The organism is Vibrio sp. 1F255 (assembly GCF_041439145.1).
GTDB lineage: Bacteria > Pseudomonadota > Gammaproteobacteria > Enterobacterales > Vibrionaceae > Vibrio > Vibrio crassostreae_C.
Genome location: NZ_JBGONQ010000031.1, coordinates 13,151 through 32,932 on the forward strand (window position 1 = coordinate 13,151; position 19,782 = coordinate 32,932).

Here is a 19,782-nt window from a genome sequence, read left to right on the forward strand (position 1 = left end):
TTACTCACGACTCCGTCGTAGAAGGCTCCTTCATGGTCAGCATCCCTTCCGTCACAATAAAGTTGATGATGAAATCTAAACCTTGGCTCTCTTTGAGGTTGGTGAACACGTATGGCTTAGTTGGTCGCATGCGTTGAGTGTCTTGCTCCATCACTTCAAGTGACGCGCCAACATACGGTGCTAAATCGATCTTGTTGATGACTAACAGATCGGATCGTGTAATACCCGGACCACCTTTACGTGGGATCTTCTCCCCCTCCGCTACATCAATCACGTAGATGGTAAGATCGGCTAATTCAGGGCTGAACGTCGCACTCAAGTTATCACCACCGCTTTCGACGAATACCACATCGAGGTTTTTGTGCAGCTTAGCCAGCTCTTCAACGGCCGCTAGGTTCATCGACGCATCTTCACGAATCGCAGTATGCGGGCAACCGCCCGTTTCAACACCGATGATACGGTCAGGTTCTAAAGCTTCAGCGCGAGTGAGGATCTTTGCATCTTCTTGGGTGTAGATGTCATTGGTTACGACTGCAATATTCAGCTTGTCTCGAATTGCTTTACACAGCACCTCTAACAACGCTGTTTTACCAGACCCTACCGGGCCGCCAATACCAATTCGAAGGGGTTGCTTATAACTTTCCATTGTCTACTTCCTTATATTCTTTTCTTGCTACCTCGTTCGCGCTGACCGCTACGAACGAAATAGTCTCGTGTATTGTGTTTCGTGCAGTGAGCTTGCTAATGCCATTGATGGCGAAAAACTGCCTACCATCCAATCTTCTATCGCGTGGGCCTTTTCGATCACCTCAGGAAAGGTGTTGGTGATATTAATCAATGCCAACTGCCCGTCGGTTTGACCTAAAGGCACCAGTTTCACGCCTGCGGTAACGATATTTTCAAGCCAGCTCCATAAGTAACCTTGCTTGAGGCTTTCTAAATCAATGCCCCAATGCTGAGCCGCCATACACATGCCCAACAATTGGTTTGGATGACTATCAACAGAATCCACAAGCGAAATATCGATATCCAAGCGCTTCAACAAGGTGTTCAATGCATGCCCACGCTGCTTTTCTTCCGCTCGCAATTCACTGGTTTCACGGCTTGAGTATAAGTAGTTACACCAATGCTCAATCTCATCGATTTCACCCTTTTCTAGCGCGTGATAAAGACGCTCTAAGATAGGTAATTCCAAAGTTGCGACACTGGAACTGACGATGGTATTAAGCCACTGTTCCATGCTGTTGCGATCGGTCACCCACCCCGCTTCAACCGCTAACTCTAAGCCTTGCGAATAAGTGAACCCACCAATCGGCAACGATGGACTGATCAATTGAAACAGACGATAGACGGCTACATTTTCTGTTGTGGTCATAATCGTGCCCTCAGTCTTCCAGAATCAAATAAGTTCGAGAGCCTACGCGCCTAACAACAATAGTGCGCTTGCTGAAGCCACGCCGACTGACAACCATTTAGAGTAAACCGCGCGACCAACAAAAGTACCGATAACCATCAGAGCCAAAGCACTGATACTCATGCCTGTTGCGAACTGAGTCAGGTTGCTCGCGGCTTCAACGCCGTGTGCGTAACCATGGAAAAACAACATAGCAATCGAAGCAACTAATACGCTGTTTACACGCTTGGTTGATGGTGAGAATACATGCCATAAACATAAGCTGACGACAAACAGAGAAGCGATAATGGCAGGCTCAACAATCACAGAGAAACCTAGGGCTTGGCCTGCGATAAGCCCTACCACTAAAGACACCAATCCACCGCCAATCAGAGCGGCTTTTATCTTGGTTGAAAATGACAGTGCGCCAATTAACAGACCAAAAGCGATCAGCATGATCAGATGATCCATGCCAGTCACAGGGTGAGTTAAGCCAGACATAAACGAGTGAGACTCATGAACTGAATGCGCCCCATGTCCTGGGTGAGCGAAAGCCATCGTTGATGTTGTTAGAGAAGCTATTGTGAAAGTGCATAAGCCTGCAGCTGTTTTAAAGTTCATCGCGAGTTCCTTGCTTTATACCAATCGTAGTAAATAATTGCTCACCCTAGCTTGCTAAAATGCTCGATAACTGCGTTATAATTTTTGATTGTAGAATAACTACTTATCGAAAAATTATGCCTTGTTCTCAAGCCTTTTTTCTGCGCTATTGTTGATCACTTACTTACTGTGATTGGTATTATTGTTATTAATATCGTTGTTATATAAATCGTCTAGTGAGCCATCAATGACTCGATTAATGATGGTGATGATGTCCACCAGAGCGACCGCCATAAGCACCGCCTTCTGGTTCAAACGGTTGTTTCTCAGTGGTCACTTTCGCGCCTAAGCCTTCAACCATTTCATCTAAAACATGGTCGTGTTGATAACGAACCCAACCCGCTTCCACTTGCAGCGGAACATGACGGTTACCAAGGTGATACGCCACTCGCGTTAACAGGAGCAAGTCTTCACAGTAAACAGTCGAAACGGTTTCTGGTGCCGCTTTCACTTCTACGACTAAACCGCATTTACTTGAGAGTTGTTCGCCACCACGCAAGATATGACCTCGTGGTAGAAACAGTCCGGCATTGCGCCCGTCATCGAGCATCACCTTAAGACGGCTCTTAATGCGGCTATCGATCGGCAGGCTTAAGTAGCCGTCCGGTGCATTTTGTATTTGAGTATTCAGTTGAGTCAGTTCAATCATGCTATTACCTCAATCTCCTTGTGAGATTTATAACGTTTAAATTAGGAGCCTTCAGCCTAAAAGCCCTTAGCTAAGAGCTAGAACAAGAGCCTTCAGCTCAGCGCTAAAATAAAAGCCTTCAGCCGAGCTCTTAAAATAGAAAATACCGTTGTGCCATTGGTAGTTCTTCAGCAGGCTCACAAGTTAGCAATTCACCATCGGCGCGTACTTGATACGTCTGAGAGTCGACTTCAATCTTCGGCATCCAATCATTGAGCTTCATGTCGGCTTTGCTGATGTTTCGGCAGTTGCTCACAACACCAATCAAGCTCTGCAGACCCAATTGCTTGTCGATGTTCTGCGCCTTGGCTTCTTTAGAGACAAACAGCATTGATGTGTTCTGACACGCCTTGCCGTAGCTACCAAACATCGAGCGATAGTGAACTGGCTGAGGTGTTGGGATTGAAGCGTTTGGGTCACCCATCGGCGCCATGGCGATCATGCCGCCTTTCAAAATCACGCTTGGTTTCACGCCAAAGAAGGCAGGCTTCCACAGTACTAGATCCGCCAGCTTTCCAGCTTCGATAGAGCCGATCTCATGTGCCATACCGTGCGTAATCGCAGGGTTAATGGTGTATTTAGCGACATAGCGTCTTAGGCGGAAGTTATCGCTGTAGTCGGAATCTTCTTTTAGGCTGCCGCGCTGAACTTTCATCTTGTGCGCAGTTTGCCAAGTTCGAGTGATCACCTCGCCTACACGTCCCATTGCTTGTGAGTCCGAAGCGATCATCGAAAAGGCACCTAAGTCATGAAGAATGTCTTCTGCGGCAATGGTTTCACGGCGGATACGTGACTCTGCGAACGCGACATCTTCAGCAATCGATGGTGACAAGTGATGACAGACCATCAACATGTCTAAGTGCTCATCGACGGTATTGATGGTGTAAGGGCGTGTTGGATTGGTTGAGGAAGGCAAAACGTTCGGCTCACCTGCAGCACGAATAATATCGGGAGCATGACCACCGCCCGCACCTTCGGTGTGATAGGTATGAATCACGCGGTCGCCGATTGCGCCAAGTGTCGATTCAACAAAACCAGATTCATTCAGAGTGTCGGTATGAATCGCAACTTGTACGTCCATCTCGTCAGCCACACTCAAACAGGTATCGATTGAAGCGGGAGTGGTTCCCCAGTCTTCGTGTAACTTCAAACCCACCGCGCCTGCCGCTACTTGCTCACGCAGTGCTTCAGGCTGACTGGCATTGCCTTTGCCTAACAAACCAAAGTTCATCGGGAATTGATCGAGTGACTCTAGCATGCGGTGCATGTTCCAAGGCCCCGGTGTGCATGTGGTCGCGTTAGTACCTGTGTTTGGTCCAGTGCCACCGCCGATCATGGTTGTCACACCCGACGCCAGTGCTTCTTCAATCTGTTGTGGGCAAATAAAGTGGATGTGTGAATCAATGCCACCAGCAGTCAGGATTGAACCTTCACCTGCTAAAATTTCCGTGCCCGGACCAATCACAATATCAACGCCCGGCTGAACATCTGGGTTGCCCGCTTTACCCAATGCCTGAACTCGACCATCTTTGATGGCGACATCGGCTTTTACGATGCCCCAGTAGTCCAACACAATCGCGTTGGTGATCACCAAATCCGGCGTTTCGGCACTTGGACGTTGGCTTTGCCCTTGTCCGTCACGGATAACTTTGCCGCCGCCGAATTTCACTTCGTCGCCGTATACGGTGTAATCTTTTTCAACTTCTAGCCATAAATCAGTGTCAGCAAGACGCACTCGGTCACCGACTGTTGGCCCAAACATTTCGGCATAAGCCTGTCTGGATATCGTCGCCATGTTCAATCCTTTGTTGTTTTCATTATTCCGTGGGAGCGCTTAGAGCTTGCCCATCACCTTTCCTTGGAAGCCATAGATCTCTAACTTACCGGCGTAACGCACTAACTCGACGCTACGCGACTGACCCGGCTCAAAGCGAGTTGCAGTACCCGCAGGAATATTGAGTCGAAAACCTTTAGTGGCTTCTCGGTCAAAGATCAGTGATGGATTTGCTTCATAGAAGTGGTAATGAGAGCCAATTTGGACAGGACGATCGCCAATGTTTTGTACCTTAACGGACGTTGTGTCTCGGCCTTCATTGAGAGTGATGTCACCCGGTGCGGTTTCTACTTTTCCGGGAACGAATCCTGAGTATTGTTTTGTGGAACCAGCCATATTACTTCTCCCTACACGATAGGTTCATGAACGGTCACCAGCTTGGTGCCATCAGGAAAAGTGGCTTCGACTTGTACATCAGGGATCATGGAAGGGATCCCCTCCATAACGTCATCGACAGTAAGAAGTGTGCGTCCAAAATCCATTAATTCTGAAACGGTTTTACCCTCGCGGGCACCTTCGAGAATGGCACTGCTGATCAGTGCGATAGATTCTGGGTAGTTGAGCTTTAAGCCTTTTTGTTTGCGCTGCTGTGCCAGCATTCCTGCGCAGAAGATAAGTAGCTTATCTTTTTCTCTTGGTGTTAATTCCATTTAGCCGCCCGCTGTTAGTGTTGTTTTCTTATTGCTCAAAAACGCATGAGCAGTAAGTGGGATTCAATCACAGCAAGCTTGAAAAAATGTACCTAGGGTCGGAAGTCACCCTAGGTACAAAAAGGGCTAATCGCTAAGTCGCCCAAATCCTTGGTAAATCAGGAGTCGTACCACATAAATGAGAGCGAGTTGCTTGCCAAATCTGACCAAAGGCTTGGAGGATATCTTCACTCCAATTACCCAAGGCTCGCACCACAATCAATCCTTCTATCTGAGTAGCACCCAATATTAATGTGGGTTCACTCGACGTTTTTGATGTAACTGATTGCTGTGAAGCTTGCTGTGTAATAGATATGAGCAAGCTCTGTACCAACTCTAGATCTTGCTTCTCATTTGAAGTGATATAAAAGGTTCCCATCATTGAATAATCAAGTAACCCCATATTTATCATTAACTTATCGCCACCATGAAAATTAAAGCCTTCAGTCAGAAGCCTTTGATTATCAAGATAGATTTCTGTTTTCCCAACGAGATGACCGTGCTCGAATCCCTCATTCTGTGCAGGACGTCCAAAACAGTGCATCTCCCAACCCCAAAATTGTGCACCCTTTTCAAGGCGAATTTCAGTGTCTAAACGAACGTGTGCATTCGGGAAAAAGATGTTCTCTTGCGGCATCCATTCCAAGCGAGCATCTTTCTTCACTCGTAAGGTCTGCTTCTGCTTGGCGTACTTGTTGTTTGAGCGATAAAACTTGGTCGCACCGGGTGTAGTGATCAACGCATGCGCACCGCTTTCGATGGTCGCTTCAATATTGAGTGTGTCACCACCTACCACTCCGCCGGGGGGATGAAGTAAGTAGGTGTGACACGTTTCCCCATCAGGATACAAGGGGCGTTGCACCGCAAGCGGACCAGACTGCTGACGATTCTTTAATACGGTTTTATCACCGCGGTCGACAAAAGTGAGGTTCAAGCTCGCTTGCCAACCGTCTCGAATATCTTGTTCGATGGTCTCATTCAAAGACAACACTCCCGCTAAAGAAGTGTTTATTGCTTCACTCGAAGAATATAGAGAGCTCATACGGTTAGGTACTCCTTAATCAAGGACTCATTGAGCCCTTTCATTTCACCTTCTGCTACCTGACGACCACGGTCGAGAATGCAAAATCGGTCACCGACCTTTCTCGCAAATGGCAGCTTCTGTTCAACAAGCAGGACTGTGAGTCCCATCTTCTCGTTGAGCATGCGAATGATGTCACCAATCTCTTGCACGATATTGGGCTGAATACCTTCGGTCGGTTCATCCAAGATCAACAGTTTTGGATTGACCACCAGCGCACGCCCAATCGCAAGTTGTTGTTGCTGACCACCAGATAAATCACCACCTCGACGATGCAGCATCTCTTTTAACACTGGGAATATATCGAAGATGAACTCAGGGATCTTACGGTCGCCCTTTTCTCGAATCGGCAAGCCTACTTCTAGGTTTTCTTGAACGGTAAGCATCGGAAAGATCTGACGGCCTTGCGGCACATAACCGATACCTTGGCGAGCACGCTCTTCCGCATCGGTTTTCAAAAGCGACTCACCCGATAACGAAATGTCACCGCTCTCGACCTTAACTAGCCCCATGATGCATTGCAGCAACGTCGTTTTACCGACACCGTTTCGTCCCATTAACACTGTGCACTTGCCTTCAGGGATCTGCATATCCAAATCCCACAGCGTGTGGCTCTCACCGTAATATTGATTAACTGATTTAACCTCTAGCATCCTATTCTCCGAGATAAACTTGTTTAACTTCAGGGTGAGCCTGCACTTGATCCATAGTGCCTTCAGCCAACACATGACCTTGATGAAGCACGGTGACATGGCTTGCGATAGAACGAACGAAATCCATATCGTGTTCAACCACGACCACTGAGTGCTTGCCTGCCAGTGAGTTAAGTAACTCAGAAGTACGATCCATCTCTTGGTGAGTCATCCCTGCAACGGGTTCATCCACCAGCAATAGCCTAGGGTTTTGCATCAATAACATGCCTATCTCTAACCACTGTTTCTGACCGTGAGACAGGTTACCTGCCAAATTCGCCGCTTCGTCTTTTAAATGAATCAGCTCAAGTACCGAGGTCAGTTTGTCTTTCTGCTCACCAGACATCACAGCAGTGAAAGTCGCCCACACTGAACGGTCACCAGCCATGGCTAACTCAAGGTTCTGCCACACGGTTAAACACTCAATCACGGTCGGTTTTTGGAATTTACGCCCAACGCCTGCATTGGCGATTTCGGCTTCGTTCATCTTCAATAAGTTGATGTTCGAACCCAACCACACCTCGCCGGTGTCTGGCTTAGTTTTACCTGTGATAATGTCCATCATGGTGGTTTTACCTGCGCCATTAGGACCTATGATACAGCGTAGCTCTCCCTCTTTGATGTAGAGGTTGAGGTCGTTTATCGCTTGGAAACCATCGAAGCTTTTGTTGACGCCTTCGACATACAACAGCACGTTATGTCGAGTATCGATGGCAGGATGAATATCGGGTTTGAGGTAATCAAAGACTTCGTCTCGACGAGTGAACGCCTGAACCGATTCCTTTACGCTATTAAATGTGGTCATGCGATCACCTCCTTGGCCTTGTGCTGATCATCCTTATCTTTATCTTGGTTTTTCCCATTTGATGCCTTGCGCAGCTGCTGCCACTTTTCACTGACAAAGCCAATCACACCTTGTGGGAAGTACATGGTTGAGAGTACGAATAGTCCACCCAGAGCAAACAGCCACACCTCCGGGAACTCAACCGTAAACCAACTCTTGGCGTAGTTGATGATCAATGCACCGACAATGGCACCAAACAGAGTGGCACGACCGCCTAAGGCTACCCAAACCACAATCTCAATCGAGTTAAGAGGAGCAAATTCTCCCGGATTGATAATACCCACTTGAGGGACATATAAAGCCCCGGCAATACCGGCGATAACCGCAGAAAGAACGAAGACCCACAGCTTGATGCCATCGACGTCATAGCCCATAAAGCGAGTGCGTGATTCCGTATCACGAATCGCTAATGCCACACGACCTAATCGACTGGTCACCACCATGCGACAAGCTATGTAGCTGAGAATAAGCGCAATACCAGTCGCGACAAACAGACCTATCTTGACCGCATCACTCTGCAAACTCAGACCGATGATGTCTTTGAAATCCGTCAGTCCGTTGTTGCCACCAAAGCCCATTTCGTTGCGGAAAAATGCCAGCATCAATGCGTAAGTTAATGCCTGAGTCATGATAGAAAGATACACCCCGGACACACGAGAGCGGAAAGCTAAATAACCGAACAAGTAAGCCAATGCGCCCGGCACTAGCACCACCATCAGGCAAGCAAACCAGAACTGGTCAAAGCCCTGCCAGAACCACGGCAACGCAGACCAATCAAGGAACACCATGAAATCTGGTAAGACTGGATCACCATAAACCCCACGGTCACCAATCTGACGCATCAAGTACATGCCCATCGCATAACCACCAAGCGCAAAGAAAGCACCGTGGCCAAGGCTCAAGATTCCGAGATAGCCCCACACCAGATCGAGCGCCAACGCCAACATTGCGTAGCTCAGATATTTGCCCATCAGCGAGATAGTAAAAGTCTCTACATGGAGCGGGTGCCCACTTGGTAACATGGTGTTAGCCAGTGGGATAAGAATAACGGCCGCTAGAATGGCAAGGATGGTCAGTTGGCCACCTTTGTCACCACGCATTGCCGAAAGTACAAATGATTTTGACTGCATGATGTTGTCCTTAACCTTCAGCCGCACGACCACGTTGCGGGAAGAGTCCGCGTGGGCGTTTTTGAATAAATAGAATGATGAAAACCAGTACCAGAATCTTGGCGAGAACCGCACCAGCCCATGGTTCTAAAATTTTATTGAACAGACCAAGGCTTAAGCCTGCGACTAGCGTGCCCCATAGGTTGCCAACACCGCCGAATACCACCACCATGAATGAGTCGATGATGTACGCCTGTCCCATATTAGGGCCAACGTTGGTCAGTTGAGACAGTGCCACGCCTGCAACACCCGCAACGCCAGAGCCTAAACCGAAGGTCATCGCATCAACTCGCTCTGAACGAATACCCATCGCACGAGCCATGCCACGGTTTTGAGAAACCGCACGAACCTGCAAACCTAGTGGTGTCTTTTTCAGAACCATTAATAAGCCCATAAACACCAAACCACAGAAGAGAATGATGTAAAGGCGGTTGTAGGTCAGGGACAACATTGGGTTTAATTGAAGTGCTCCAGACATCCATTCAGGCGTGCTCACTGAGCGGTTCAAAGGAGAGAAAATAGAACGAACAGCCTGCTGCAAGATTAAGCTAATACCAAAGGTCGCGAGTAAGGTTTCCAATGGGCGACCATAAAGATGACGAATCACACTTCGCTCAATCGCAATGCCCACTAAGCCAGAAACAATGAATGCCGCTGGAATGGAAAGTATCAGCGCTAGGCCAATATGATTCGGCATCAACAACTGCAATACGTAGGTGGTGTAAGCGCCAATCATGATCAGCTCGCCATGAGCCATGTTGATAACGCCCATCACACCAAAGGTAATCGCTAAGCCAATGCCTGCCAGTACCAATACCGAGCCTAAACTCAAACCGAAGAATACTGTTTCTACACCCGAATAGAGTGCTTGGCTTTGTTGATAGCTATCCATCGCACGTTCTGCTGCAGCGGTAATGCTTGGATCTTGCTCACTGTTCAGTAGTTGGTTCAGTGTTTTCAGAACGACCGAGTGTTTGAAGTCGCCAACTCGTTCAATTGAAGCCACACGATCTTCAATGGTGGCACTGTTATTAAGAGAAGTGGCAATCGCTAACGACAAATCCATTAGCTCAGCTACTTTGCCATCTGATTCATTGGCTCTGAGTTCAGTTAGTCGTTCGATAATGTCAGCGTCTTTGGTTCCTAACAAATCCAAAACCGCCTTATAACGCACATCAGGGTTGCCGCTGTTCAGTCCAATCGAGGCTATTTCCCCGCGTAATATCCCGCGAAGTTTGTTATTCACACGAACCTTTTTAAACTGTCTCGCATTCTCGATATTAAGCGTTGAATCATCCCATACTGACTGAGCTGACGTCGCTGTTTTGATACTTTGAATGAGGTAGAGCTGTTTGTACTGCTCGCTCTGTTTCTCATTGAAGTAGTAAAGGTTTCCGTTTAACCAGCCATCTAAAATAGCTTTCGACACATCTTCCGTTTGCGTCTCAATCACCCAATCGATAGCTAATTCTTTATCCGATGTTTTCTTACCAACTAGCGCCTTGGTAAAGCTAGCTTCATCCGTTATTCCAGCAAAAGCCAACTGAGTACTGACTGCCATGAGCAACAGCGCTTTAAATACGTTTAATACGTTTTTCATCCCTGCTTCCTTAACCAACCAAGTTAGATATTGTTATTTTTACTTGGAGGATGTGTGGATAGTGGTTGTTACCTGAAACGATGAGCCTTCCGTTCGCTTCGCCCGTTAAACAGACGCGTTCTTCCCAAACCGGAAGGCTCAATATTCCTGAATTGACGATCTAGTTACCGCCAGAACACTTCTTCGTTTCGACGTTAAACGCACCACATGAGAATGGCTTCGACCAGCTAGAGAACAGTTTTGCCGATTCAGGTAAGTAACTCGACCAAGCATCACCCGCCACTAGTCCAGTGGTTTCCCAAACGATATCGAATTGACCATCGCCTTGGATTTCACCGATCAGGACTGGTTTAGTAATGTGGTGGTTTGGCAGCATGGTAGAGTAGCCGCCAGAAAGGTTAGGTACAGACACGCCAATCAAGGCATCTTGCACAGATTCAGGATCGGTTGTGCCCGCATTAGTGACCGCTTGAGCCCACATATTGAAGCCAACATAGTGCGCTTCCATTGGGTCATTGGTGACACGCTTTTCACTCTTGATGAACGACTGCCACGTTTCAACGAACTCTTCATTAGCTTCAGTATCAACACTCATGAAGTAGTTCCATGCCGCTAGATGACCAACCAATGGTTCTGTGTCCATGCCTGACAGTTCTTCTTCACCAACAGAGAATGCAATAACTGGGATGTCTTCAGATGAAATGCCTTGAGCGCCTAGCTCTTTATAGAAAGGTACGTTCGCATCGCCGTTTACAGTAGAAACCACAGCGGTTTTCTTGCCAGCTTCACCGAACTTTTTGATGTCTGAAACGATAGATTGCCAATCAGAGTGACCAAATGGCGTGTAGTTGATCATGATGTCTTCTTCTGCGACACCTTTATCTTTTAGGTAGGCTTCTAAGATCTTATTGGTTGTACGTGGATAAACGTAATCGGTACCTGCAAGTACCCAGCGCTCGACTTCAAGCTCTTCCATCAAGTAATCCACTGCTGGGATCGCTTGTTGGTTTGGCGCGGCACCGGTGTAGAAAACGTTTTTAGAAGACTCTTCACCTTCATACTGTACTGGGTAGAAAAGGATGCTGTTGAGTTCTTCAAAGACAGGTAGCATGGATTTACGTGATACCGACGTCCAACCACCGAACACCACATCCACTTTCTCTTTTTCGATAAGCTCACGCGCTTTCTCAGCAAATAGCGGCCAGTTTGACGCAGGGTCAACCACGACAGGCTCTAGCTTCTTACCAAGCAAACCGCCCTTTTTGTTCTGCTCTTCGATGAGCATTAGCACGGTATCTTTTAGCGTTGTCTCACTGATCGCCATGGTGCCAGAGAGTGAGTGTAGAACACCGACCTTGATGGTCTCATCAGCAGCAAACACTGTTGCAGAAGAAAATGAAAGTGTTGTACACAGTGCAGCTAGCGATAAATTGAACACCTTGTTCATGATATTACTCCATAATTGTATTTTTGTTATTCAATTACAGAGTTACAAGAAGAGTGCCAAACTTATAAACCAACGAAGTTATTTATAAGTAATTGTATTAATAGAATTTAAAAGAAACTCACACCAATAGAGTGCATAGCAATCATGTAACTATGTTTCATACTGGTGCAGTGACGGTGGGAATGAACCAAGATGACACATTCCTGTTCTTCAGATACAAAAAAGACCCAACACTTTAGTATTGAGTCTCTGGTATAACATCACCGATGGTCGTTCAAACCATGAGTTTAAGGCTATTCCGCTGGTTTAAATTCGAATTTTACTCTCGACTTAGATTTCAACTCGTTGCAATCACCGTTGCAAAAATAGCTCGCCGCACCACAGGCTTGAAGCTTCTCAAGTTGGCTGCTGCACTCAGGACAAAACCCAACTTTAGTAAAGTGAGCCTGACAACTTTCACAGTGATACTTGCCATCCCAAGCTAGCTCAGACTGGCATTTAGGGCAGATATTTTCACTCATTAGCATTTCCTAATTTACTACTATTTTTACAATCTACTACTGCTGAGACTTGGCTTGCTTGATTTGATACATGTTCTTATCAGCTTGTGCGATCAACTGGTCTAATCCTTGAGGATCTTTCTCACAAGACAACCCAACACTCACTGAGAACTGCACATCATTGATATAAAGCGCTTGTTGCAGTGCTTTCTCTAAGCTGTGGTAGAAGCTAACAACGCTTTCTTGATCATCAAAGCAAGAGAACACCACAAACTCATCGCCACCATAACGGCCTATCTTGGCACATGCTGTGGTTGCCTCATCAAGAACTTCGGCAACCGCCAACAGCACATCGTCACCGAAACTGTGGCCATAGGTATCATTTATCGATTTGAACTTATCGACATCAACAAACAAACACGCCATCACCTTTTCAGAAAAGCATCGCTTGGCCAACACTTTCTCCGCTTCATTAAACAATGCGCGACGATTCAAGCAATGGGTTAAAGAATCTCGATTAGCGAAAAAGTTTAGCTAGTTCTCCAGCTCAAACTTCTCTAGTGCTACCGAATACAGGGAAGCCAGTAGCTCTAAGATCTCGAGCTCAAATTCATGTGGTTCAGAGATGTACTGGCTATAAATAGCGAAGGTAACCAACACATTACCGCGCGACGAGATAATGGGGACCGACCAACAGGCATGTAAATTCGCTTGATTGGTTAAGACCAGAAAAGGTGCCCAGTTTGGGTGTGCATTTATGTTGGAGACCATCACTGCTTTCTTAAGCGCAGCTGCCTCGCCACAAGAGCCTATCCCCGCACCAATTCCTATCCCTTCAATCTGTTGATTGTAAAAATCAGGCAGGTTTGGGGCATACTCAAGGTGTAACGTTTTAGACTCTGAGTTGAGCAGTAAAATTGAAGCCATGCGCTGCTCGGTAAGCTGAATAATCTTGTGATTTAAATCTTTGCGATCCATCCCAAGCACAAGCACAAGCTTCCGCAGCAAACTATTGACGGCTCGATGACCTTCTAATAAAAATTGTTGTTCCATTCACTAAGGCTTTCAATTGTGTAATCGGGTACAGCTTGTTCTTATGCAAGCTTGTTATTGGTTAATAATAGCACACTAAATTAGTACGACACACAATCGAAGATCATAGGTTGATCTTTCGCTTTATCTATTTTGATCAGCGATCTACCCCAAAAAGAATATTTATATCACCACACACCGAAAGCATAAGTTACATATGCTGCATTTCAATTTCAAATGGTCATTTATATCAAAAGTGGCATGTAAAAATAAAATAAACAGCACAAGCCATTTCGATCTGTAGTCTAGATCATCGAATTACATGCGTCAGCATTTCAATATGCTGGTCATCTAACTGGGTTAACTTAACGGATAATGCCTTAAGTTCTGAGGTGTTCTCAATGTGAGTACCACCACACGGAATAGACACTAAAGTGTCGGCATCCAACTGCCATTCCCAATAGCGAGAGTCTGTTAATGCTTCGCCTTCCAGTCGCATTGCAACTGGCGTCGGCTCTGCAAACCAGCCCGCAATCATTTGGTTGATATCAGCTTCGATGTCATCAAGACTTGCTAGCATATCTGCAACGTTCAAACCACGCTTCTTCAGGGTTTTGCCTAAGCGATACTTATCGGTACACAGCTCTGGAGTCACAAAGCTCGTCACTTGTGCGTAGCTATTGAAGTCGTAACTGCCAAGCGGATCTTTTCTGTCCGCATCTTTACGCCAGTAGCTTTCAGCCAATACTTTATTCAAGGCTAGGAAAGCGATGTGACCAGCACTGTGACCACGGCTCAAACTGGCTTGGTACTCTTTATCAACCGACAACACGACTTCGTCGTTAACCTTAATCATAGAAGCAGATGTAGGTAGCTGGTGGACAACAACAAACGCCCACCCTTCCGTATCACGCTTAACAGGGATATCTGCTGCGATATGAAGCTTGCCAGTAGATTGTTCTATAGCACCAACAAGGCAGTCTTCAACGGGAAATTGCACGTCACCAACATTCACAAAGCCTTGGTCTGCAGGGTGATCGGGCCAAATATGACTCACTGGGTGGAAAGGTGTTACGTCGGCAATCAGGTAAGTTTTGCTGTCGTCGCTTTCAACGTATAGCGCTTTAGCATTGAGCTGCCAAGCCTGATGACAAAATTGAATAATGGTTGGTGTGATTGCTGACGCTGGTGTAATCAAATCGCTAGTAGTCATATCGTTCTTCTTTTGGAATCTAGTCTGATTCGTTAAGCCATGATGATAAAAACATATTGTTATGGCTTAACGTGAATTTTGCTTAAAAAAATACCCGAGACAGGCTCGGGTATCAAATCTATTGGAAAGGTTTACTTACGACCTTTAACCATGCTCATCATACGCTTACGTTTACGTTCTTGAGAAATTGTCAGCTTGTTTGTCTTAGCTTCAAATGGGTTCTCGCTGTTCTGGAATTGAATGCGAATAGGTGTACCCATGATTTCTAGTGAACGACGGTAGTAGTTCATCAAGAATCGTTTGTATGAATCTGGCAAGTTACGAACTTGGTTGCCGTGGATAACGATAATCGGTGGGTTGTAGCCACCAGCGTGCGCGTATTTCAGTTTCACACGACGGCCACGAACCATAGGCGGTTGGTGATCATCAGTCGCCATCTTCATGATACGAGTTAGCACAGAAGTACCAACACGAGTAGTCGCTGATTTGTAAGCTTCTTGTACAGACTCAAACAAGTGACCAACACCTGTACCGTGAAGTGCAGAGATAAAGTGAATACGTGCGAAATCAACGAAGCCTAAGCGACGGTCTAGCTCTTTCTTAACGCGTTCTTTAACGTCGTTATCTAGGCCATCCCACTTGTTTACGGCAATAACAATTGAACGACCAGCGTTCAACGCAAAGCCTAGCAAGCTTAGATCTTGATCAGAGATGTTTTCGCGAGCATCGATAAGCAGCAATACAACGTTAGCATCTTCAATCGCTTTCAGTGTTTTAACCACTGAGAACTTCTCTACCGTTTCGTTGATGTTTTTACGACGACGAACACCCGCAGTATCGATTAGAACGTATTCACGCTCGTCACGCTGCATTGGGATGTAGATAGAGTCACGAGTCGTACCTGGCATATCGTAAACAACCACACGCTCTTCACCAAGAATACGGTTCGTTAGCGTTGATTTACCTACGTTAGGACGGCCAATGATCGCTAGTTTGATCGGTTGATCTTGAAGACGCTTGAATTCTGCTTCAGCTTCTTCTTCTGTAAATTCAACCTGCTCTTCTTCTTCGTCTTCAAACTCAGTTAAGTCGCTTACTTCGCCATTCTCAGCTTTTAGCGCTTCTGCGAATGGGTTAAGAGCAAGGTCAATAAGTGCAGTAACACCACGACCATGCGCCGCAGCGATTTGGTACATGTCTTCTACACCTAGTTGCCAGAAGTCAGCACTTGCAGCATCAGGGTCGATACCATCAACCTTGTTTACTACTAGCATTGAAGGCTTTTCTAGTTGACGTAGGTGCTTAGCAATCGCCACGTCTGAAGGTGTTAGACCCGCACGGCCATCTACCATAAATAGAACGACATCAGCTTCATCAATCGCCGCTAGCGACTGTTCAGCCATTTTAGTTTCAACACCTTCTTCAGTACCGTCGATACCGCCAGTGTCAATAACAATAAAGTCATGCTCGCTAAAATGAGCATGACCGTATTTACGGTCACGCGTTAAGCCAGGGAAATCCGCAACCAATGCATCACGAGTTCGAGTCAATCGGTTAAATAACGTAGATTTACCTACGTTCGGACGCCCTACTAGAGCAACAACAGGTACCATAACAACCTCTACAATTTCTTCTCTAAATGTAGTTATAGGTAAGCACTTGTTCGCAAGTTTAAACTCTTACCTATAACCACACGGTTTATTAATTTTTAACAACAAAACGGCTCCTGGCTGTTACCAACCAGGAGCCGACTGTGAATTATATCACGCTTTTATTGGCTAATCGTTAGTTTCTTTACATCGCCATTGCGAGTCGTCACTAAGTAGCCTTCAGGCAGTTCAATTGGTGCAACCGCAAAGCCGCTATCATCGACAAGCTGTTGAGCAACAAACTCACCCGATGAACGATCCAACCAGTGCAGATAACCTTCAGTATCACCCACGACTACATAACCATTAATAATAGCAGGTGCTGTCAGTAAGCGGTTTTCTAACAATGGAGTGCTCCACAGTTCAGTACCACTACGCGCATCAACCGCAACCACATGGTCTTTGTCGGTAACAACGAACAAACGGCTACCATCACTTGCTAAATCAATCGCTGATGAGTAGTTACGTTTCCAAATTGGCTTACCAGAACGAAGGTCGATAGCAATCAGCTGACCATTGATACCTACGGTATACAGGGTGCCACCAAGAACAATTGGAGATGCATCAACATCAACCAAACGATCAATTTCCGTTGCACCTTTTGGTGTGCCTACTGGCTGTTGCCAAATAAGCTGACCACGATCAACGATAGCCGCAGCTAGACGACCATTTGCTGTACCCCAGAATACACCACCAGAAACTGCAACAGGCGAGCTATCGCCACGCAGTGTTAGGCTTGGTACTTCCGTACTGATGGTCCATTTTTGTTCACCGCTTGCTTGATCTAACGCGATCAACATACCGCGACTGGTATGAACAATGACCATGTTGCTATCAGTTGCTGGGGATGCAAGCACCTCGCCATTGACTGATACACGCCACAGCTCTTCACCGGTCGATTCTTCCAGTGCGATCACTTCGCCATTTTCAGAACCAACAAAAACTTTACCGTAAGCCGCCGTTAAGCCACCCGATAAACGAGCCAATACGTCTTTCTCAAGATCGACTTTCCACAGCGCTTTACCTGTATCAGGATCAAGCGCTTTAACCATACCTTCACGGCTTGCAACAAACACTTTGTCGTAAGCCAATTCTGGCGTTAGTTTTGAAAAGTAGTGACCAACACCATCACCAACCGACGTAGACCATTCCTGACTAGGAGTGAACTCGCTGTTTACCGTTGGGACTGGAGCCATGATTACGGTGTCTTCTTCACCCGCACAGCCAGCTAGTAGGCCAAGAGCAATCGCACACAACGCCGCTTTTGGAAACATCTTCTTCATTCAAAGCGCCTTATTTAGCTAGGTCGTCAAGTTTGATTTGAAGCGTTTGGCTAGCGTCAACAGCTTGCTGTGCTTCTGTGTAAGCACTGTATGCTGCGTCTGTGTCGCCTTTACGAAGTGAGATATCACCACGCAGTTCAGCAACACGGCCTTTCCAAGATTCGTCTGTCATAGCAGCAAGATCAGTCAGTGCTGCGTCAAATTCACCTTGCTCAGCTTTAATACGTGCAACACGGTAAGTAAGTAGTGGCGCAAGTGCCGCGTCCTTAGTTGCCGATTTTGCCCACTCGAGCTGTTCAAGTGCCGCCGCTAGATCGCCTGCTTGTACTTGTACTTTTGCTAGTTGCATAGCAGCAAGTACTGAGTACTCAGCATCTTTGTTTGCGTCGATGAAAACTTGAATATCAGATTGAGCATCAACACCCTTAACATCAAGAGCTGAAATTACAGAGGTGTAGCTTTCTGAAGCTGCTTCACGCGCTTCAACTACTGAATCTTGGTAATAGCGCCAGCCAAATAGACCACCTAAACCAATAACCGCACCAAAGATTACGGCTTTACCGTTCTCTTTCCACCAATCTTTAATGGCTTCAACTTGTTGCTCTTCGCTATCGTAAAGTTCCACTTCCTGTCCTCTTTAATTCTTTAAACGCCAGCATAGTGCTGACGTTAGTATTCATTATGAGCGTTTGCTCAATGGCTAATTAGATTAGCGCAGCAACTTTCTCTGCAACTTCCGTTTGAGACACGGTTTCTTGCTCGCCGCCAACCAGATCTTTTAGCACAACTGTATTGTCAGCAACTTCGTTCTCACCAAGTACCAGCGCCACAACAGCACCTACTTTGTCAGCACGTTTGAATTGCTTCTTGAAGTTACCACCACCGAAGTGGTTCATTACACGCACGCCTTCAACGGTGTCGCGTAATTGATTCGCTAACTGCATGCCCGCGATCATAGTACCTTCGCCAGCAGCAACTACGTATACATCAACGCTACGACGAACTTCTGTTAGCTCTAGCGTTTCCATCATCAGAACCAGACGCTCTAGACCCATTGCGAAGCCAACTGCATTGGTTGCTTTGCCGCCTAGTTGCTCAACAAGACCATCGTAACGACCGCCGCCACATACTGTACCTTGAGCACCAAGGCTATCTGTGATCCACTCAAATACGGTGCGGTTGTAGTAATCTAGGCCACGTACTAGACGCTCATTAACTTGGTATTCGATACCAACAGCGTCAAGAAGTTCACACAAACCAGCAAAATGTTGCTTCGATTCTTCACCTAGATATTCAGATAGTCGAGGTGCGTCACCTAAGATAGCTTGAACATCAGGGTTCTTAGTATCAAGTACACGTAGAGGGTTAGTGTGCATGCGACGTTTGCAGTCTTCGTCAAGCACATCAATGTGTTGCTCAAGGAAAGCCACTAAGGCAGTGCGGTAGCTAACGCGATCTTCTTGAGAACCGATTGAGTTCAGCTCTAGGCGAACGTGCTTGTCGATGCCTAGCTCACGCCATAGACGTGCTGTCATCATGATAAGTTCTGCGTCAACGTCTGGACCGTCTAGGCCAAACACTTCAACACCACATTGGTGGAATTGACGGTAACGACCTTTTTGAGGACGCTCGTGACGGAACATAGGGCCCATGTACCATAGGCGCTGTTCATCACGGTTGATAAGGCTGTTTTGAATACATGAACGAACACAACCTGCTGTGCCTTCTGGACGCAGCGTTAGGCTATCGCCATTGCGGTCGTCAAAGGTGTACATCTCTTTAGAAACAACGTCTGTCTCTTCACCAACTGCACGGCTAAATAGGTTTGTTTCTTCAACGATAGGCATACGTACTTCGTTGTAACCGTATGCGCTCACCACGCTTTTAACTGCGCTTTCTACTTTCTGCCACAGTGGTGATTGAGTTGGAAGGCAGTCGTTCATGCCTCGAATTGCTTGGATATTTTTAGCCACAGTATTTATTCCGTAATTTCTCACGACCAGGTGTT

General features: G+C 46.5%; 19 protein-coding genes and 1 pseudogene. All 20 read right to left on the reverse strand.

Annotation, left to right across the window (positions count from 1 at the left end):
• Positions 1-4: 4 nt before the first annotated feature.
• The 20 genes and pseudogenes from ureG to hisS all read right to left on the reverse strand — a co-directional run bounded on the left by ureG (position 5) and on the right by hisS (position 19,747).
• Complete coding sequence (ureG, locus tag ACED41_RS16570; RefSeq protein WP_004735125.1) at positions 5-646, reverse strand: urease accessory protein UreG; 642 nt, start codon at positions 644-646, stop codon at positions 5-7.
• Between the two features lie 48 nt (positions 647-694).
• Positions 695-1,375: an urease accessory protein UreF gene (locus tag ACED41_RS16575; protein ID WP_136974075.1), complete on the reverse strand. Its 681-nt coding sequence runs from the start codon at positions 1,373-1,375 to the stop codon at positions 695-697.
• A gap of 42 nt (positions 1,376-1,417) precedes the next feature.
• Positions 1,418-2,014: a HupE/UreJ family protein gene (locus ACED41_RS16580; RefSeq protein WP_102569721.1), complete on the reverse strand. Its 597-nt coding sequence runs from the start codon at positions 2,012-2,014 to the stop codon at positions 1,418-1,420.
• 235 nt (positions 2,015-2,249) lie between these two features.
• Entirely contained in the window at positions 2,250-2,702 is a 453-nt protein-coding gene (gene ureE, locus ACED41_RS16585) for an urease accessory protein UreE (protein WP_017062501.1), read from the reverse strand.
• A 130-nt stretch (positions 2,703-2,832) separates the two neighbouring features.
• Entirely contained in the window at positions 2,833-4,536 is a 1,704-nt protein-coding gene (gene ureC / locus ACED41_RS16590; protein ID WP_371725301.1) for an urease subunit alpha, read from the reverse strand.
• A gap of 39 nt (positions 4,537-4,575) precedes the next feature.
• A complete protein-coding gene (locus tag ACED41_RS16595; protein ID WP_004735120.1) occupies positions 4,576-4,911 on the reverse strand; it encodes an urease subunit beta in 336 nt (111 codons plus the stop codon).
• A gap of 11 nt (positions 4,912-4,922) precedes the next feature.
• The gene (gene ureA / locus ACED41_RS16600) at positions 4,923-5,225 is read right to left on the reverse strand and encodes an urease subunit gamma (RefSeq protein ID WP_004735119.1); all 303 of its coding nucleotides are present in this window, start codon (positions 5,223-5,225) and stop codon (positions 4,923-4,925) included.
• 133 nt (positions 5,226-5,358) lie between these two features.
• Positions 5,359-6,306 (reverse strand): urease accessory protein UreD, encoded by a 948-nt coding sequence (locus ACED41_RS16605; RefSeq protein ID WP_371725302.1) that lies wholly within the window; start codon positions 6,304-6,306, stop codon positions 5,359-5,361.
• Positions 6,303-6,998, reverse strand: a complete 696-nt coding sequence (gene urtE / locus ACED41_RS16610) for an urea ABC transporter ATP-binding subunit UrtE (protein ID WP_017079878.1) — start codon at positions 6,996-6,998, stop codon at positions 6,303-6,305. Before urtE ends, ACED41_RS16605 begins: the two co-directional genes overlap by 4 nt.
• Position 6,999: 1 nt before the next feature.
• Entirely contained in the window at positions 7,000-7,842 is an 843-nt protein-coding gene (gene urtD / locus ACED41_RS16615) for an urea ABC transporter ATP-binding protein UrtD (protein WP_017056203.1), read from the reverse strand.
• On the reverse strand, positions 7,839-9,011 hold the full coding sequence (urtC, locus tag ACED41_RS16620) for an urea ABC transporter permease subunit UrtC (protein ID WP_017062507.1): 1,173 nt from the start codon (positions 9,009-9,011) through the stop codon (positions 7,839-7,841). The genes urtD and urtC overlap by 4 nt, the downstream gene beginning before the upstream one ends.
• Before the next feature lie 10 nt (positions 9,012-9,021).
• The gene (urtB, locus tag ACED41_RS16625; RefSeq protein WP_371725303.1) at positions 9,022-10,650 is read right to left on the reverse strand and encodes an urea ABC transporter permease subunit UrtB; all 1,629 of its coding nucleotides are present in this window, start codon (positions 10,648-10,650) and stop codon (positions 9,022-9,024) included.
• Positions 10,651-10,810: 160 nt separating this feature from the next.
• Entirely contained in the window at positions 10,811-12,097 is a 1,287-nt protein-coding gene (gene urtA, locus ACED41_RS16630) for an urea ABC transporter substrate-binding protein (RefSeq protein WP_017069306.1), read from the reverse strand.
• A gap of 293 nt (positions 12,098-12,390) precedes the next feature.
• Positions 12,391-12,618 (reverse strand): zinc ribbon domain-containing protein, encoded by a 228-nt coding sequence (locus ACED41_RS16635; protein WP_017062829.1) that lies wholly within the window; start codon positions 12,616-12,618, stop codon positions 12,391-12,393.
• Positions 12,619-12,654: 36 nt separating this feature from the next.
• Positions 12,655-13,650, reverse strand: a pseudogene (locus tag ACED41_RS16640) (diguanylate cyclase).
• Positions 13,651-13,939: 289 nt separating this feature from the next.
• Complete coding sequence (locus ACED41_RS16645) at positions 13,940-14,842, reverse strand: metal-dependent hydrolase (RefSeq protein WP_017071840.1); 903 nt, start codon at positions 14,840-14,842, stop codon at positions 13,940-13,942.
• Between the two features lie 131 nt (positions 14,843-14,973).
• Positions 14,974-16,455 (reverse strand): ribosome biogenesis GTPase Der, encoded by a 1,482-nt coding sequence (gene der / locus ACED41_RS16650; protein ID WP_017062511.1) that lies wholly within the window; start codon positions 16,453-16,455, stop codon positions 14,974-14,976.
• A gap of 158 nt (positions 16,456-16,613) precedes the next feature.
• Entirely contained in the window at positions 16,614-17,774 is a 1,161-nt protein-coding gene (bamB, locus tag ACED41_RS16655) for an outer membrane protein assembly factor BamB (protein WP_017062512.1), read from the reverse strand.
• A 10-nt stretch (positions 17,775-17,784) separates the two neighbouring features.
• Complete coding sequence (locus ACED41_RS16660) at positions 17,785-18,399, reverse strand: YfgM family protein (RefSeq protein WP_371725304.1); 615 nt, start codon at positions 18,397-18,399, stop codon at positions 17,785-17,787.
• A gap of 79 nt (positions 18,400-18,478) precedes the next feature.
• Positions 18,479-19,747, reverse strand: a complete 1,269-nt coding sequence (hisS, locus tag ACED41_RS16665) for a histidine--tRNA ligase (protein ID WP_004735105.1) — start codon at positions 19,745-19,747, stop codon at positions 18,479-18,481.
• Between the last annotated feature and the right edge of the window lie 35 nt (positions 19,748-19,782).

Coding starts and splice junctions, on each gene's coding strand:
- urtC (WP_017062507.1), bottom strand. CDS start 9,011: ATGCAGTCAAAATCATTTGTACTTTCGGCAATGCGTGGTGACAAAGGT.
- ACED41_RS16575 (WP_136974075.1), bottom strand. CDS start 1,375: ATGACCACAACAGAAAATGTAGCCGTCTATCGTCTGTTTCAATTGATC.
- ACED41_RS16580 (WP_102569721.1), bottom strand. CDS start 2,014: ATGAACTTTAAAACAGCTGCAGGCTTATGCACTTTCACAATAGCTTCT.
- urtA (WP_017069306.1), bottom strand. CDS start 12,097: ATGAACAAGGTGTTCAATTTATCGCTAGCTGCACTGTGTACAACACTT.
- urtD (WP_017056203.1), bottom strand. CDS start 7,842: ATGACCACATTTAATAGCGTAAAGGAATCGGTTCAGGCGTTCACTCGT.
- ureE (WP_017062501.1), bottom strand. CDS start 2,702: ATGATTGAACTGACTCAACTGAATACTCAAATACAAAATGCACCGGAC.
- ACED41_RS16595 (WP_004735120.1), bottom strand. CDS start 4,911: ATGGCTGGTTCCACAAAACAATACTCAGGATTCGTTCCCGGAAAAGTA.
- ureC (WP_371725301.1), bottom strand. CDS start 4,536: ATGGCGACGATATCCAGACAGGCTTATGCCGAAATGTTTGGGCCAACA.
- urtB (WP_371725303.1), bottom strand. CDS start 10,650: ATGAAAAACGTATTAAACGTATTTAAAGCGCTGTTGCTCATGGCAGTC.
- bamB (WP_017062512.1), bottom strand. CDS start 17,774: ATGAAGAAGATGTTTCCAAAAGCGGCGTTGTGTGCGATTGCTCTTGGC.
- ureG (WP_004735125.1), bottom strand. CDS start 646: ATGGAAAGTTATAAGCAACCCCTTCGAATTGGTATTGGCGGCCCGGTA.
- ACED41_RS16635 (WP_017062829.1), bottom strand. CDS start 12,618: ATGAGTGAAAATATCTGCCCTAAATGCCAGTCTGAGCTAGCTTGGGAT.
- urtE (WP_017079878.1), bottom strand. CDS start 6,998: ATGCTAGAGGTTAAATCAGTTAATCAATATTACGGTGAGAGCCACACG.
- ACED41_RS16645 (WP_017071840.1), bottom strand. CDS start 14,842: ATGACTACTAGCGATTTGATTACACCAGCGTCAGCAATCACACCAACC.
- ureA (WP_004735119.1), bottom strand. CDS start 5,225: ATGGAATTAACACCAAGAGAAAAAGATAAGCTACTTATCTTCTGCGCA.
- ACED41_RS16605 (WP_371725302.1), bottom strand. CDS start 6,306: ATGAGCTCTCTATATTCTTCGAGTGAAGCAATAAACACTTCTTTAGCG.
- der (WP_017062511.1), bottom strand. CDS start 16,455: ATGGTACCTGTTGTTGCTCTAGTAGGGCGTCCGAACGTAGGTAAATCT.